At 65.8% G+C, this 13054-nt stretch carries 7 protein-coding genes; 3 read left to right on the top strand and 4 right to left on the bottom strand.

What is annotated here, in order from left to right; translation table 11 throughout:
- The first annotated feature begins 56 nt into the window (after positions 1-56).
- The 3 genes from GGD66_RS38990 (at position 57) to GGD66_RS38980 (ending at position 4108) form a co-directional block, all read left to right on the top strand.
- Positions 57-2075 (top strand): sorbosone dehydrogenase family protein, encoded by a 2019-nt coding sequence (locus GGD66_RS38990; protein ID WP_210321807.1) that lies wholly within the window; start codon positions 57-59, stop codon positions 2073-2075.
- Positions 2032-2973 carry an SMP-30/gluconolactonase/LRE family protein gene (locus GGD66_RS38985; RefSeq protein WP_018316957.1) on the top strand — a complete coding sequence of 314 codons (942 nt, stop codon included), beginning with the start codon at positions 2032-2034 and terminating at the stop codon, positions 2971-2973. The genes GGD66_RS38990 and GGD66_RS38985 overlap by 44 nt, the downstream gene beginning before the upstream one ends.
- Positions 2974-3082: 109 nt before the next feature.
- Positions 3083-4108, top strand: a complete 1026-nt coding sequence (locus tag GGD66_RS38980; RefSeq protein ID WP_183261891.1) for a histone deacetylase family protein — start codon at positions 3083-3085, stop codon at positions 4106-4108.
- A 136-nt stretch (positions 4109-4244) separates the two neighbouring features.
- Here GGD66_RS38980 and GGD66_RS38975 read toward each other — a convergent pair whose 3' ends face one another.
- From GGD66_RS38975 to GGD66_RS38960, 4 genes are all read right to left on the bottom strand, one after another.
- On the bottom strand, positions 4245-5225 hold the full coding sequence (locus GGD66_RS38975; protein WP_183261888.1) for an LLM class flavin-dependent oxidoreductase: 981 nt from the start codon (positions 5223-5225) through the stop codon (positions 4245-4247).
- Positions 5222-5953 carry a 4'-phosphopantetheinyl transferase superfamily protein gene (locus GGD66_RS38970; RefSeq protein WP_018316960.1) on the bottom strand — a complete coding sequence of 244 codons (732 nt, stop codon included), beginning with the start codon at positions 5951-5953 and terminating at the stop codon, positions 5222-5224. The genes GGD66_RS38975 and GGD66_RS38970 overlap by 4 nt, the downstream gene beginning before the upstream one ends.
- Before the next feature lie 234 nt (positions 5954-6187).
- The gene (locus tag GGD66_RS38965) at positions 6188-6361 is read right to left on the bottom strand and encodes a hypothetical protein (RefSeq protein WP_183261887.1); all 174 of its coding nucleotides are present in this window, start codon (positions 6359-6361) and stop codon (positions 6188-6190) included.
- 139 nt (positions 6362-6500) lie between these two features.
- Complete coding sequence (locus tag GGD66_RS38960) at positions 6501-12953, bottom strand: non-ribosomal peptide synthetase (RefSeq protein ID WP_183261885.1); 6453 nt, start codon at positions 12951-12953, stop codon at positions 6501-6503.
- Positions 12954-13054: the final 101 nt, after the last annotated feature.

Raw genomic sequence — 13054 nt, 5'->3', positions numbered from 1 at the left:
CCGTGAGCTACTTCACAACCAGGCGTGGACGCCGAAGCCTGCGCGCATGTGCGGGGATGTTGGCGGTCCTGCTTGGGCTCGCCTCGGCGGCGTCATCGGAGCCGCTCCGCCGCAGCGGCTATGCGGTCGGCGCGGAAACCTGCGGCAATGGCGATCTCGCTTTTCCCAGGATCCAGATCGACATGAAGGCCGGATTTTGCGCCGGCCTCGTCGCCAGCGAAGAGGATGGCCTGAAATTCCCGCGCGCGATTGTTCAGGTGCCGGGCCGGGAGCTGTTCGTGGTGGCCGACATGGGCGGCTGGGGCCACACCGACGGACGGCTGCTGCTGCTCGACCCGCGCGCGGCCCAGGGCCAACGGTTCAGGGAGCTTCTGACGGGAATCGAATATCCGTTCGGCCTGGCCATCGGCCCGGACAAAAAACTCTACGCCTCGACCGCCGAGACCATCTTCCGGTTCGACCCGCTCGCCGACAATCCGCGCGGCGCCGTCGAGACCATCATCCGTCATATGCCGGGCCGCCGGATCACGCTGCCCGACGGGACAAGGCTCCAGGAGAGCGCGCATCCGCTCAAGCAGTTTGTCTTCGACAGCAACGGGCGGCTATTCGTCAATGTCGGCTCGCACAGCGACGACTGCATCACGCCGGCGCCGATCACAAAGCCTTGCGCGGCGGCCGAGGGCGCTTCCGCGATGGCAGCGATCTGGCTGTTCACGCCGCCCACGGGTGGCGTCTTCCCGGCGCTGAAGCCTGGCGATGCCGATCCGCCGCACACCGTCTATGCGCGGGGCTTGCGCAACTCGATGGCGCTGGCGCTGCATCCGAAGTTTCCCGAGGCCGGCTACGCCTTCCTGCAGGGCGAGAACAGCCGCGACTTGCCCGACATCTTCAAGCCGAACGAGGAGATCAACGCGATCGAGCAGGGCAGGCATTATGGCTGGCCCTATTGCTACGATCTGTCGACGCCGAGCCCGGAATTCAGGAACGTGCTGCAAGGTGGGCTCTACAAATCGCTCTGCACGGCCAACGCGCTCTACAAGCCGCCGCTCTCGCTGATGCCGCCGCACGGCGCGCCGCTCGCGATGCTCTATTATCACGGTGGCAAATTTCCGGAGCTGGAGGGCAAGCTGCTGGTCGGCCTCCACGGCTATCGTCCGACCGGCAGCCGTGTCCTCGTCTACGACGTCGACGATCGCGGTTTCCCCAAGCCGTCCCCGGCGCCGGTGCGTTACCGCGTCAGTTGCGCCGCCGATCCGGCGCGCAGCTTTCAGACAGACGCCGCCGAGGTCGCCGCCGCGCCGTTCGACGAGCTGATCGCAGGCTGGCACCGCGTCAACGGCGCGCGGCCGCAAGGTGCGCCGGTCGGCATGACGGTCGCGGAAGACGGCGCGATCTGGCTGGTCGAGGACAAGAACCGGACCGTGATCCGCATCGATCGTGCCGCGGGTGATCCGCCACAGCCGCTGCCGTGCGACATGCGCAGCCAGGCGATGATCAATCAGCTCGCGGCCTTCGTCGCCGCGGATGCGCAGAACAGCGCCCGGCTGACCACGCTGCGCAAAGGCCTCGTCGAGAAGCATTGCGTCGGCTGCCATTCCGATTTCGGTTTGAAGGGCAGCCAATCGGAGGCGGAGAAGGACGCGGCGGTGCTCCGCTTCATGCTGTCGCAGGACGGCTGGATCTATCCGGGCGATCCCGATGCCGGCAAGCTGCGCACGCGACTGCGCGGTCTCGGCGCGGAGAAGCTGATGCCGCCGGGCGGCGAGAGCCTGCCGAAGATCGAGCCTGGCTACAAACGCCTGCTGGACACCGCGGATCTGCTCGTCGCGACAATGGTTCCGGGCACGCGGATGCGGATCAAGCTGGGCCCGCCGCAGCGCAAATTCTTTGGCAAAACCAGCAAGGAATGCGGCGAAATACCGGCTGCGAAGGTCGTTGTCGTGACACAAAGGAGCGCTGTAGACAAACCCGGCTTCAGCCGATTCTTCCGGCCTGCCGATCCCTATTTGAATGGCGAGTGCACCGACGGCGATGGCTATTACATCCGGCAGGAGTTTCTGGTGCCTGTGCAGTAGCGTCCTACTCGCCGTTGCGACGGCATCCGCCCAGGCAGAGACGAAACTATTCGAGAGCGCGCAGGTGACGCCTCCCGGCGAATATACCTTCGGCATCGAGGGCCCCGCGGCTGACCTCGACGGCAATTTGTTCGTGGTCAATCTCGGCAAGCCCGGCACCATCGGCCGGCTGCCAGCCGGCGCCACCGCGTCGGAGCCGTTCACGGCGCTGCCCGATGGCAGTGTCGGCAACGCCATCCGCTTCGACCGCAGCGGCACCATGTTCATCGCCGATTACAAGAAGCACAACATCTTCGCGATTGCGAAGGGGGCGACCGAGCCGTCTCTCTGGTTTCACTCCGACGAGATGAACCAGCCCAACGACATTACGATTGCACGCGAGGGCACGATCTATGCGAGCGATCCGAACTGGAAGGGCCGCGAAGGCCATATCTGGCGGATCGCGAAAGCCGCCGACGGCACGGTGCAGGGGCAGATCATGTCGGCGCCGCGCGCAATGGGCACCACCAACGGCATCGATCTCAGCCCTGACGGCAAGACGCTCTATGTCGGGGAATCCAGCAGCGGCCAGATCTGGTCCTATGCGATCAACGGCAACGAGCTCACCGGTGCAAAGCTCGTCAAGGCGTTTCAGCCCGACACCGTCGACGGGCTGCGCACGGACGTCATCGGCCGGCTCTATGTTGCGCGCATTCTCAAGGGCACGATTGCGCTGATGAAGCCGAACGGCGCGGTCGAGCGGGAGATCGCGCTGAAGGCCAAGGAGCCGACCAACCTCGCCTTCGGTGGCAGCGACGGCAAGACCGTCTTCGTCACCCAGCGTCAGGGTGGCTTCATCGAGTCCTTCCGCGCCGATCAACCGGGTCGCGAGCACTGCCTCCAGCGCGGGCGCTGCTGAGCCGAGGGCGATCTGCTTCCGCCGCAGGGCGAGACGGCATTCTTCTTGCTTGCATCTGGCCGCCGCAGCGATCAAGACGTCTGTGAGCACGCGACCACGGAGTGTTTGAGTGAAAGCCGTCCATACCGAACTGCACCGCAGCCACGATCCGCAATTCTTCCTGGTTCGCGGCGTCGTCAAACGCACCACCGAGCAGCCGGAGCGCGCCGACCGCCTGCTGAAGGGGTTGAAGGACGGCAAGCATCAATTGGTCGAGCCGACCACATTCGGGCAGGGGCCTCGCGCGCGCATTCACAGCCCGGAATATCTGTCGTTCCTGAGCGAAGCCTGGGACGCCTGGACCGCGCTCGGCGATTCCGGCCCCGAAATGATCGGCAACATCCATCCGGTGCGCCACGCTGCGACCTACCCGACCCACATCGTCGGCAAGCTCGGCTGGCACACCGCCGACACCGCGGCGCCGATCGGTCCGGGCACTTGGGCTGCGGCCTGTGCTGCGACCGACGTTGCGGTCACCGCCGCGCAGATGGTGATGGATGGTGAGGATGCGACCTATGCGCTCTGTCGTCCGCCCGGTCATCACGCCTATCGCGACATGGCCGGCGGCTTCTGCTTCCTCAACAACAGCGCTATCGCCGCGGCGCATCTGCGGCAGAAGCACGAGCGCGTCGTGATCCTCGACGTCGACGTCCATCACGGCAACGGCACGCAAGGCATCTTCTACGCCCGGCCCGACGTCTACACGGTGTCGATCCATGCCGATCCCATCGCCTACTATCCCTATGTGTGGGGCTATGCCCATGAGCGCGGCGAGGGACCCGGCCTCGGCACCAATCTCAACATTCCGCTCGCCATCGGCACCGGTGATGACGGCTACATCCAGGCGATGGACGTGGCGCGCAAGGCGATCGAGTCCTTTTCCCCCGGTGCCCTCGTGATCGCGCTCGGCCTGGACGCCTCCGAGCACGATCCGCTCAAGGGATTGGCCGTCACCACGCCCGGCTTCCGGCGCATCGGCCAGGCCATCGCCAGGATGGGCCTGCCGACCGTGTTCGTGCAGGAGGGCGGTTATCTCTCGGATATTCTGGGCGCGAACCTGACCTCGGTGCTGGCCGGATTCGAAGAGGCGCGGTGAGGTTCGCCGAATAGACCGCCATCCTCCGTCATTGCGAGCGAAGCGAAGCAATCCAGAATCTCTCCGCGGCACCAGTCTGGATTGCTTCGTCGCAAGGGCTCCTCGCAATGACGATGTGGAGGCACAGGATCCGTCCTCAAAACATCCCGCTTGCCGCGAGCGCCTTGCAGACGTGCTGCATCTCGGCCTCGTCGGCGACCATGTCGAGCATGACAGTGGTCAGGCCCTTGGCCGCAAAGTCCTTCAGCTTCGCGCCGATCTCCCGGTAGCTGCCGACGAGATAGGGGCAGTCGGCCTGGAAGGTCAGGAACGGCAGCAGCCAGTAGCCATTGTCCCCGAGTTCGCCGCTCTGGCCGGCATAGAGGTGCCGCTTCCACACGGAATCGGTGTTCTCCATGGTGAGCACGAGAAGCTCGCGATCGTCAGGGTTGTCGCGGAAACGCAGCTTCGCGGCCTGCCGCGCCTCCTCGCGTCCCTCGCGGGCGAAGATGCCGAAATTCATGCCTGATACGCTGAGGCCGCGATCGAGATCGGGCGGCAGCATTTGCATCTTGATGCAGCCGGTCTCCTTCGCCACGCGCTGGGCCGCCTCGGATTGGCCTGCGATCAGGAATTCGGGCATCAGCTCCGCCGGCAGGCGCGGGCGAAGCTGCAGATGGTGCGCACGGTAGAAGCGGCCCTCGAAATTCACCGGCCGCGGGCTTGCCAGCAACTGCCGCATCAGCCCCACGAATTCGCCGAGCCTGATATAGCGGTCGGCATGCGACTGGTCGTCGCCCAGCCCCTGCAAGTCGCTGACCGCGGTCCCCGTGATCATGTTGAGATAGACCTTGCGGCCGTGAAGCTGCGCCAGGGACGAGACGAATTTCGCCGCCGTGAACGGGTGCATGTAGACCGGATTGACGGCGATTAGCGGCGAAGATCGCGTCGTCGCAGCCATGACGTGCTGGGCCATGGCCCAGGGCTCGACGAACACGTCGTTGCCTTCGAACAGCAATATGCCTTCGAATCCGTTGCGGTCGGCGAACTGCGCCACCCGCATCAGCTCGCCGACATATTTTCCGGCGTCGCGGTTGCGTGAAATCGCGGGAAAGACGCGCAGCCGCGGCTGCGTCATTCAGCCGCTTCCTGGAGCGGCCAGGCATTGCGACTGATGGGAAGGCCACCGTCCGCACGGGAGCCGTCGGCGATCGCGAGGCGATGCGAGGGTGAGGGCGAGCACAGCGAGAAGCGCCAGCCGTCGGGATCGTCGGCGATATCGGGCTTGAAGCTGATCTCGATGGCCTCGCGCGAGACCTGCATCGCGAAGGCGTCGAGCGGCAGATTGAGCCCAAAGCCCCTGGCCTTCAGATAGGCTTCCTTGAGCGTCCAATAGTCGAAGAAGCGCTCGGTCGCCGCGGGCTCCGGCAGTCCGCGCAGCGTTTCGACCTCCTCCGGCGCAAAGAAGCGAAGCGCGGTGGATAGCGGCGCCACCCGCCGCGACACGGTTTCGACGTCGACGCCGACGGACTCATGTCTCGACACGACGCAGGCGACGCAGCCGTCGGCATGAGAGAGGCTGAAATGCAGCGCGCTCGAGGTCGCGGGTGCTGCGACAAACGGCCGCCCATAGCGGCCGGCTGCAAAGGACCAGTCGGACGGCGCGACGTTGGAGGCGATCTGCGACAGCGCCAGGCGCAGCATCGCATGTGCGAAAATATACTGCCGCCGATGCCGCTCGAACATGAAGCGATCGGCCCGGACCCGTTCGTCGACCGAGAGCAGCCGTCGACACGCCTCGACCGCGCCCGGCGCGTCGATGGACTCGATCAGTCCGACAAAGAGTTCAATTCTGTCGTCCGCCATCAATTGGGCCTTTTGCGTCAGGCCGAAGGCAGATCCCCGGTCCCGACGGAAGAAACAACTGAGCAAGAATCAATCAAGCGGACCGCTTCTAGCGGTCCACCCGGGCGAATTCTTGTCGATTTGCAGGCCGGTTTACAGGCGCAAGCTTGTGCGAGACCCCAACTCGACACGCGAGCGGCCCATCCCCGAAAAGTGAAGCCCTAAAGATTCGTACGGCGTCCCGGCCGACGAATCTTACTTCTTCTTCTTCTTCTTGGCTTTCTTCGAGCCGCCAAGCACCGAAAGGCTGGCGTCGACGTCCTTCAGCGCGGACTGGAGCTTCTTCTTCTCGGCACCAAGCAGCTTCTGGAGGGCCTTGCGGTCCTTGTCGCTCAACGACGTGCCCTTTGTAAATTTGATGAAACCCATAACACTCCCCCGGTGGAAAATAATCGTCCAAATCAAAACGCGGGAATAATCTTGCGCGACGGCGCCAAATAATCAAGATGCAACTTGGTCATGCACAGCTTTGACGAGTGAACCCGTATTCGTCCGCGATGTCCTCCGCTCACGCCGCGTTGCGCGCGAGTAATCCGTCGAGCGGCGTGTTGGGCTGGGCGACGGCGGCCCCCAGCAGCGCAACGAGATCCTCCATCCACGCGCCGACCCTGCGGCCGTCGAGCAGCTCAAGCTTGTAATTGCATGAGCCGGTGATGCCGGTCGGGCGCTCCTTGAGCATCAGCGACAGCCAGGTCTGGTCGATCGGCAGCACCGGCTGGCCTTCGCGTGCGATGTTGCCGATCGATCCTGTCGCGAGGTCCGGGAGATCGAGCGGCTGGCGCAGCGGATTTTGCAGCGTGAAATAGACCTGGAGCAGCGAGGCCGGATCGATGCCCTCCCGCTCCAGATGGTCGGCCAGGATGTTGAAGGGCAGCTCTTGCCGCGCATGCGCGTCGAGCACGCTCTGGCGTACCCGCGCTAGCGCCTGCGTGAACGACAGCTCCGGCGTGATTTTGGTGCGGACGATCACCGTGTTCTCGAACGGGCCGACGATTCGGTCGGTGTCCGGGTGGGCGCGATTGGCCATGGCGGTGGCGATAGAGATGTCGGTGCGACCCGTCCGGGCCAGCAGCAGGGCCTTCAGACCGGTGAGCAGGCACATGAACAGCGTGCCATTGTGCCGGCCGGCGAACACCGTGAGCCGGCTGATCAGCTCACGATCCAGATTCACCGGATGATGCCCGGTCGACGCGCCCGGGCTTGATTCGCCGTCGAAAACGGACACCGCGCCGCGCAAATTCTCCGTCCAGTCGGCCGCCTGCCGGCGGGCGGCGTCCGTGCCGCACCACCAGCGCTGCCAGCGTGCGACGTCGGAAAAGGCCGGGGGCGGCTTCGGTAGCGGTACCGACTGATATCCGGCCAGCGCCGCATAGCGGCTGGACAATTCCTCGGACAGCACGCCGATCGACCAGCCGTCGACAATGGCATGATGCAGCGTCAGCAGCAGCACATGTTCGTCGTCATGGAGCCGCAACAGCCGGGCGCGGAGCAGCGGCGCGCGCGTCGTGACGATGGGCGTAGAGGTCTCCTGTTGGATCAGAAGATCGATCTTCCGGAGCTCCAGTGCCTTGCGCCGTTTGTTGGCGTGGGGATGACCGTCGCCGATCGTCTCGATGGTCAGGACACGGCCGAGGGTGCCGGGTGCGGCGATGCGGCTGACGGGCTCCTCGCCGTTCCAGCCGAACGCGGTCCGCAGCGATTCGTGCCGGCGCACGACGTCCTCGATCGCCTGTGCCAGGGCGGCCGCATCGAGCGGACCCTGCAGACGGAACGCGAAGGGCAGGTTGAACAGCGGCAACCCCGGGAGGTTCTGCTCGATCCGCAGCATCTGGTCCTGCGCGATCGAGAGCGTTGGTCCGCCGCTGTCGGCCAGGCTCGCTTTGGCCGGGCTTGTCACGCTTGCGGCAGGCTTGCGCGGCGTCGCCGCCATGGCCTGGTCGACCCGGCGGGCAAGCCCTTCGATCGTCGGTGCCTCGAAGATGGTCTTGATCGGCAGCGACACGCCGAGCGCGCGGGCGATACGCGCCATCGCCTGGCCCGCCAGCAGCGAATGGCCGCCAAGGTCGAAGAAATTGTCAGTGACACCCAGGCTTTCCACCTTGAGCAGGTCGATCCAGATGTCGGACAGCACCTTTTCAGTAAAGCGCCGCGCCGGCACGGGCGCGTCCGGTCCGGGCGCCTCCTGCTGCGTCGGCGCCAGCAGTGCGGACCGGTCGATCTTGCCATGGGCATTGAGCGGCACGTGATCCAGGAACAGGAATGCGGACGGGATGGCGTGGCCCGGCAACCGGCTCTTCAGGAATTCGCGCAGCTCGCTGGCGCTGATCCGGCTGTCGGGCTTTGCGACGATATGGGCGATCAGCCTGACGTCGCCGCTCGCCTCGCGGCGCGGCTCGACGATGCCGGTCCGCACGCCCGGATGGTCGGCTAGCGCGTTCTCGATCTCCTTGAGCTCGATACGGTAGCCGCGGACCTTGACCTGATGGTCGGCGCGGCCGAGGCATTCGATCGTCCCGTCGGCACGGCGCCGGGCAAGGTCGCCGGTGCGGTAAAGCCGAGCGCCTGCCTGGCGCGAGAACGGATCGGGCAGGAAGCGCTGCCGGCTCTGCGCGGGATCGTTGACATAGCCGCGGCCGATTCCGGCGCCGCCGATGCAGAGCTCGCCGGTCACGCCGACCGGCTGCGGCTGGAGATTGGCATCGAGCACGTAGACCTGGGTGTTCGGCAGCGGCGCGCCGACCGGAACGTTGCTCGTCGCGGTCGTCGGCGCTTTGGTCAGGCGATGCAGGGAGACGTCGTCGGAACATTCCGACGCGCCATAGGCGTTGATCAGCGGCACCTTTGGGCAACGGGCGAACCAGGCCCGGCAGAGCTCGACGGGCAGCGGCTCGCCGGTCGAGATCAGGAGGCGCAATCTCGCAAAGGCGCGCCGGACCTGCGCCTCGTTCATCCGTTCGACGATGACGCGCAAAAGCGATGGGACGATCTCGAGCACCGTGATTCCTTCGCGTTCGATCTCCCGTGCCAGCAGGATCGGGTCCTGCACGATCGCGTTGTCGCAGACATGCACGCGCGCGCCGACCATCGGCCCCGCCAGGAACTGCCAAACCGATATGACAAAGCTCTGCGGCGCGGTCTGCGCAATCACGTCCCTGGCGGAGAGGCCGAGCTCGGCAATCAGCGAGGCCAGATGGTTCGACAGGCCCCGCTGCTCGATCATGACGCCCTTCGGCGCGCCGGAGGAGCCGGACGTATAGATGAGATAGGCGAGGCTAGAGGCTGTGTGCCGTACGGCGCGGGACGGCTTGGTCGATCCCGAGGCGATCGCATCTTCGAGTTCAGCCACCGGGATGCGCTCGACCAGCGGTTCGAGCAGCGCGGCAACCATGGGTGACCGCGCGCGGCTGGTCAGCAGCATGCGGGCGCAGCTCGATCCGAGAATGGTCGTGAGCCGCGCCGGCGGCTGATCGGGATCGAGATTGAGGAAGGCCGCGCCCGCGCGCTGCACGCCGATCATCGCGGCGAGCAGGTCGGGGCCGCGATCCGCAAGCAAGGCCACCACGCTCTCGGCACCGACGCCTTCGCGCACCAGCCAGCGCGCAACCGACCGGCTGCGGCGCGCCAGTTCGCGATAGCTCAGGGTGGTGTGTCCATCCGTCACCGCGATGGCGTTCGGTATTGTCCTGGCCTGGCGGTCGAAGCGTTCGCTCACATTGCCGCGGGTGGTGAAATTGGCCGGCACGCCCCGGCCTGTCGTCAGCAATTGCCGGCGCTCGGCCTCGTTGAGAAGCGGCAGGCGCGAGATGCGCTGCTCCGGATTGGCGATGACGGCCTTCAGCAGAGACTTGAACTGTGCCGCCATGCCGTCGATCGTCGCGGCGTCGAACAGGTCGGTGGCGTATTCGAAGAAGCCGGTGAAGCGACCGTCGGCCTCGACCAGCTCGAGCGTGATGTCGAAGCGCGCCACTTTCGGATCGATCTCCAGCCGCCGCGTCGAGAGGCCGGGAAAGCGTGCCGCCTCGATCGAGGCGTTCTGGAGGATGAACATGATCCGGAACAGCGGATTGCCGTCACTGCGGCGTGCGATCTGCAATGCGCGCAACACCTCCTCGATCGCAAGGTCCTGGTTGCGGTAGGCATCGAGCGTGACCTGCCGGACCCGCCGCAACATCTCGCTGAAGCTCGGGTCGCCGCTAAAATCGTTGCGCAGGATCAGGGTGTTGGCAAACAGCCCGATCAGGCGCTCGCTCTCGATCTGGTTGCGATTGGCGATCAGCGATCCCGTCGCGACGTCCTCATGCCCAGTGTGGCGGTACAGCAGGCATTGGAAGACCGCGAGCAGCGTCATGAAGGGCGTGACGCCCTGGTTCTGGCTCAAGGTGCGAAGCTCGGCCGACAGCGTCCTGGAGAATTCGAGATAGTGGCGGGCGCCGTGACCGCTCCAGACCTCCGGCCTTGGCCGGTCGGTCCGAAGCGGCAGCGTGGTGACGCCGTCGAGCTGGCCTCGCCAATAGTCGAGCTGGTCCTTGGCTGCTGGCGTCTGCGCCCAGCTCTGCTGCCAGAGCGCGAAGTCGCGATATTGAAAAGCGGGCAAAGGCAATGCCGCCACGCTCTTCTTGTGAGCGGCGGCGTAGTGGGCGGCAAGCTCCTCCCAGAACAGGCGTTGCGACCAGCCGTCGGTGACGAGGTGATGGACATTGACCACCAGCGCATGGCTCGTCTTGTCGAACGACAGCAGGGTGACTTTCAGCGGCGGCTCGTGCGCCAGATCGAACTTGTATTGCGCGAGCTTGAGCGCCTCGCGCCTGATCACTGCGGTCCGCTTGTCGGCAGGACAGGGCTTGAGCTTGACCCGCTTGAGCCGCGGCGGCGATTGCAGCACGAGCTGCGCCGGCTCGCCCCGTCGTTCGACGACGACCGAGCGCAGCGCCTCGTGGCGTGCGCTGATCGCGGCAAGGCTCGCCTGAAGCGCGGCGACGTCGATCTGGCCCTTGAGCACCGCGACTTCGACGACGTTGTAATTGTAGCGCGTCGGATCGAGCCGCGAGAGCACGTACATCCTCTGCTGTTGGAACGAGAGCAGCGCGTCTGCTTCCATCGCCTGCCGCCAGGCCGGCAGTGTCGCCCCGTGCCGGCTTGCGGCGGTGTCGATCCGGGCTGCAAGCGCGACGACCGTGGCGCAATCGAAGATGTCCTCGAATGAGAAGTCGACGTTGAAGCGTTCGCGCAGGCGAGAGCGCATTTGCGTCACTGCGAGCGAATCGGCGCCGAGCGCGAAGACGTCCTGATCGATTCCGACCTGCGGCAGCTCCAACAGGCCGGCCCAGATCGCGGCGAGTTGTGTCTCCAGCGCGTTGCGTGGCAGCCGTGCCTCGTCGCCGTTCTCCGGCTTGGCGATCAGCTCGGCCAGCGCGTTGCGCTTGACCTTGCCGCTGCCGCCTTTCGGCAGGGCTGCCGCGCTGCGGATCAAGCTCGGCACCTTGTAGGCCGCGAGCCGTTTGCGCGCGAACTGGCGCAGCTGATCCGAGGTCGCCTCCGCATCCGGTCGCAGCACCACGACGGCGGCGACGTTCTCGCCGAGCTTTTCGTGCGGGACGGCGAATACGCCGGCCTCCAGCACCGCCGGATGGCTGAGCAGGACCTCTTCCACCTCCAGCGGCGAGATCTTCTGCCCGCCGCGGTTGATGACGTCCTTGATGCGGCCGACGATGAAGAGATAGCCGTCCGCGTCGAGATAGCCGAGATCGCCGGTCCGGAACCAGCCGTCGCGGAAGGCGGCCTTTGTCGCCGCCTCGTCGTTATAATAGCCGCGGCTCATGTTCGGTCCGCGCAGCATGATCTCGCCACGCTCGCCGCTCGCAAGCGCGCGGCCCGTCTCGTCCATGATCGCGATCTCGGGGCCGGCGGCGCGCCCGACCGATCCGACCTTGCGTTGCTCGAACGGATTGGCCGCGATCTGCGAGGCCGCTTCGGTCATGCCGTAGGTCTCGAGCACGGGAACGCCGAACGTCGCCTCCAGTCCTTGGAGGATCGTGGGCGCGAGCGAGGCCGAGGCCGAGCGGATCACGCGCAGCGACGACGATCGGGCGCGGTCCGGGTCGGATTCCGCCGCCGTCAGCAGCGCGCGATGGATGGTCGGCACCGCCGTGTACCAGGTGGGCTGCAGCTCCCGCATCCAGCCGAAGAAGGACGGTGCATCGAAACCGTCGGTGCAGATCACGCTGGAGCCCGCGGCCAGCGCCGTCAAAAGGCCGGAGATCAGGCCGTGGGCGTGAAACAGCGGCAGGACGTTGAGCAGGCGATCGCGGGACGAAAGCGACAGCACGTGGCCGGCATTGTAGGCAGACAGGCATACATTGCGATGCGTCAGCGGTACCATTTTCGGCCGCGCCGCCGTGCCTGACGTCAACAGGATGAACGCATCGTCGTCGCCGCGCGAGGCGCCGCCGGTCGCCGCCGGCCCGACCGTCGGACCGATGAATTTGCCGCCGCCCAGATTGTCTTGCGGTCCCGGCACGAAATCGATCACCGCGATATCGAGTGCCTTGGCGACGTCGCGGCTTGCCGAGTTCATGTCGGCCCGGGTCACGAGCGCGGTCAGCTTCAGTTCGCTGAAATAACGCTGCAGCTCGTCCGCGGTCAGATCGGGATTGACGGGGACGCAGGCGCCGCTCGAGGCAACCGCGATCAGCGCCAGCGCGCTGTCGGCGCCGCGCGGCAGCGCAACCGCAATCCGGTCGGCAGAGGTGATGCCGAGCCGGCGCAGCGTGCCGACGAGATCCTGCGTCACCTCGCCAAGCGCGCCGTAGTTGAGGACGGGCCGACCCGGGGCGAGGAGGGCGGGCGCCGCCGGCGTCTTGCGGGCGTAGAAATCGAGCAGGCCGCCGATATGGACGAATGTCTTCGTTTCGGCCGCCGTGCCGCTTGATTCCTCCGGGGCTGGGAGTGTGACGTCCGACAATTCCGTTCCCTTTTGATCCGATTGAGCTATTCTTCCAAGAAGTCAGGGAACGCGTCCAGTCTGAGGTGAAGTTTTGGCCCCAAAATCTGTGGTTGAGGGGC

The sequence above is a fragment of the Bradyrhizobium sp. CIR48 genome (genome assembly GCF_014198315.1).
Lineage (GTDB): Bacteria > Pseudomonadota > Alphaproteobacteria > Rhizobiales > Xanthobacteraceae > Bradyrhizobium.
The sequence above is the reverse complement of the archived record's forward strand: the minus strand, read 5'-3'. Positions and strand labels throughout refer to the sequence as shown.

Coding starts and splice junctions, on each gene's coding strand:
- GGD66_RS38990 (WP_210321807.1), top strand. CDS start 57: ATGTTGGCGGTCCTGCTTGGGCTCGCCTCGGCGGCGTCATCGGAGCCG.
- GGD66_RS38985 (WP_018316957.1), top strand. CDS start 2,032: ATGGCTATTACATCCGGCAGGAGTTTCTGGTGCCTGTGCAGTAGCGTC.
- GGD66_RS38975 (WP_183261888.1), bottom strand. CDS start 5,225: ATGACGCAGCCGCGGCTGCGCGTCTTTCCCGCGATTTCACGCAACCGC.
- GGD66_RS38970 (WP_018316960.1), bottom strand. CDS start 5,953: ATGGCGGACGACAGAATTGAACTCTTTGTCGGACTGATCGAGTCCATC.
- GGD66_RS38965 (WP_183261887.1), bottom strand. CDS start 6,361: ATGGGTTTCATCAAATTTACAAAGGGCACGTCGTTGAGCGACAAGGAC.